Here is a 3,229-nt window from a genome sequence, read left to right as displayed (position 1 = left end):
CGTGCAATGGCTTTTTCTCGAATTCTCTATGGTCCAGCAGTTATCTTGATGGCTCTAGCTCCAGCAGCTAACAACTCCGACTCGCAGTACATAGCTCTCATTTTTGTGATTGTAGGGCAGCTCTTTTACGGCTTTGCCATGGGAATAGAGGGTCCTCTTGAAATGGGATATCGACAGTATGTCACGCCATCTCATCTGCAAGGTCGTATGAATGCCACACTGCGATCCATCAACCGTAGTGCAGTCGTTATCGGCGCTCCATTAGGAGGTACCCTCGCTGAAGGACTAGGTTTCATAACGTCTTTATGTATTTCGATAGCTGGACTAGCTCTATGCGGACTATGGTTCAGTCTTTCATCGATGCGAAAAGCTCAAATAGAAGATGACGAAATCTAAAATGCATTAAAATAATAAGAATATGACTGACTAATTTATAAAAATATAAAGTATTGGTTAATAAAAGCCAAAAATGAACAAAATTTTATTCATAACTTGTTATTTTGGTTTTTTGATTTTTCCAACAACAATAAACCTCATTTACTTATGGTACGGTTCACCGTGAATTATCCTACAAATTAACGCATAGATTAGCTTATTTACAGTTCTCTCGATGCTCCGATAACCCATTCTTTAATCGTAGTGGAGTGCGAAAGAAAGTACCTGATGATGCTGAGTCAATAATTCTTTGGAATGGTATATCAGAGATCGGCAAATTGCAGAAATCGACAAGAAACTCATTGAATACCCGTAATTAATCATTCAACTAACGGGACACAATAGTTCAATTAACCAAGGAGCAGACTACTGGGGGCAACTGCTTCTTTTCGCATTGAAGTAAAGGGCAGGATTAAATAATCACCTCACAAAAAATTAGAATAGTAAGAACATTTGATTTTGAAAATGGAGAATAATGATGCTATTAGTATTGATAATAATTATCATCTCAGTTTTATTCAATTATTTTGAGAGTTTCATAAAAAAAAGTATGAAATTGTTCAAAGTAGAAGATTTCTTCATTTAGACAGGTGGCTCGCCGCAGGACTTTTAATTTGTTATCTTCTTGTTCTCTTTGTGTCTAAAGAGCTAGAAACTATATTGTTGTTGTTGGGGATATTATCCTTAGCTATTTCAAGTTTTCTCCTTTGGAAAACATGGGTAAACAAAGGCAAACGTAGATGATCAGTAGGTTACGCTAACGGGACACGTTTGCTCAAATAAGACACAACGGCAGTCGACCAGGAGATCCGCTGTCGTTTTCATTAAACTAAAGGGCAGGTTAATTTAACCGTATACCGAAAATGCATCCGTATTTAAAACATTGTAATGTTCATGCTAACGTTATTAACTGTATTCGCCTTGACTCTAACGCTGCGTCATGCTTTATCCTGTTGAGTCAGGAGGTGACATTAAAATGCAGACGGTAGGGACGGTATCAAATTATACCGGTATTACAGAAAGAACTATTCAATATTACGATATATTAAAGGTTCTTTCTCTACACCGGCATAATGGTATTCGTATACTATTTGAAAAAGATTTAAATGCCCTGCTTAAAATAATGACCCTAAAGATGTTGAATACCAAAGTAACGACGATAAAGAAAACCAATCTAGCGGAACTGGATTTCAAAGAAATTCTCATTAGCCTTGAGCAACTAGGACATCATTTAAATGAGGTTATGATTTGTCTTGAAAAATTGCAAGAGGAAAAATCGGAAGAAGGGTTATTAACTGCGTTAAGAATAGTGAACGAATTTATTAATTTATATGTAAATAAGAGGTGAGAGTAATGAATCTACACATCGAAGATACGCTGCAGCATTATGAAAAGCTGTTTACAATGGTTGAATCAAAAAGAGAAAACTTTTTTCGTTATACGATGATGAGGCCTTTTGAGCGTATGTGGAATATCATCAATGTCCCTATGGTGGCCACACAACTAGGTGGATATGATGTAATTATGGCCTCGAAAATGTTGGGTTTTCTGGATGGAAAAGAGACGAGTATAGGACAAGTAGGTTTAGAGAAATTAAAGCAAATTGATATTAACCATATCGCAGAGAAAACGACCCTACATTGTATTGACGTAATGGCAAAGGCGGGGTTAGAGGTAAAGGCGGAAACACTACACTTTGGTGCATACCTAGCGGACCCTCAAAAACTTGCTTATACAAAAGGGTACACGGGTTTTGGGGGGATACCAGGCTATATTCAGCTTATTATTTACCCAAATGATTATAACATACCTAAAATTCCGTCTATTATTGCACATGAATTCCATCATAATGTTCGGTTTTCATATTTTGATTGGGATCATGGCAACGTGACAGTAGGCGATTACATTATCATAGAAGGACTGGCCGAATCCTTTGCAAGCGCCCTCTATGGTAAGGAGATGTCGGGTCCATGGGTTAACTTCGATGAAGAAGATTTAATGTACTCTATCGAGGTTATTCGCCAAGCGTTAGATATTAAAGGGTTTGCAGAAGTTAGCAGCTATATGTTTGGTGACGATATCGCAAAAGAACAGGGATATCATCCAGTAGGACTTTCTTATGCTGCTGGGTACGCAGTTGGATACCACACAGTTCAAGAGTTTTTGAAAAAAACAGGCGTTACGATTTATGAAGCTACGCGCTTGTCGTCAGCAGAGATCATTAAAGACAGCAAAGTGTTTTGAATATTTGTTCAGGCCAAGGTATTAAGCTAACGGGAAACGATAGTATAATATATCAATAGGCTGCCGGCACGATCGGCAGCCTGTTTAGTTAACGTGCAGGATAGTTGGGTATTAATGGTGAATATTTGAAAAAGGGGCATACATCACATCAAAACTTCAGTGCAGAGGGAGTGAGCAATTGAATATTAGAGAGGCTCATGAAGGGGATTACCCTGAACTAAGAAAGCTGTATCTCAAATCACGGCACAATACCTTCGTATGGGACAATATAATTGAAATGACTTTGGAGGATTTCGACAAGCATACGGAGGACGAATTCATCATCGTAGCAGAAGAGGCCGGTATCCTTATGGGCTTTACCTCCTTGTATTTGCCGGATAACTTCATTCATAATCTTTTTGTTCACCCGGATTGCTCAGGGAAAGGAGTCGGCAGTCGTTTGCTGCAAGCAGCTGACGTTAAGATGAATAAACCGATGCTATTAAAATGCGTATCTAAAAATCATAAGGCATTGACATTTTATGAACGCAACGGATGGAAGAAGGTTGTT

Annotated in this window: 3 protein-coding genes and 1 pseudogene; all 4 read left to right on the top strand. The window is 38.2% G+C overall.

Annotated elements, in window-relative coordinates:
• Window positions 1-396, top strand: a pseudogene (locus E0485_RS24210) (MFS transporter); the annotation flags it as partial.
• Window positions 397-1,411: 1,015 nt separating this feature from the next.
• Window positions 1,412-1,783, top strand: a complete 372-nt coding sequence (locus E0485_RS24205) for a MerR family transcriptional regulator (RefSeq protein ID WP_165921285.1) — start codon at window positions 1,412-1,414, stop codon at window positions 1,781-1,783.
• A gap of 5 nt (window positions 1,784-1,788) precedes the next feature.
• A complete protein-coding gene (locus E0485_RS24200) occupies window positions 1,789-2,679 on the top strand; it encodes a DUF2268 domain-containing protein (protein ID WP_132420600.1) in 891 nt (296 codons plus the stop codon).
• A gap of 178 nt (window positions 2,680-2,857) precedes the next feature.
• Window positions 2,858-3,229: GNAT family N-acetyltransferase (locus tag E0485_RS24195; RefSeq protein ID WP_132420599.1), on the top strand; the 372-nt coding region annotated here is incomplete at its 3' end.

The sequence above is a fragment of the Paenibacillus albiflavus genome, assembly GCF_004344915.1.
In the GTDB taxonomy this organism is placed as follows: domain Bacteria; phylum Bacillota; class Bacilli; order Paenibacillales; family NBRC-103111; genus Paenibacillus_AM; species Paenibacillus_AM albiflavus.
Note: the sequence above shows the minus strand (reverse complement) of the source record. Positions and strands in the feature narration are given on the sequence as shown.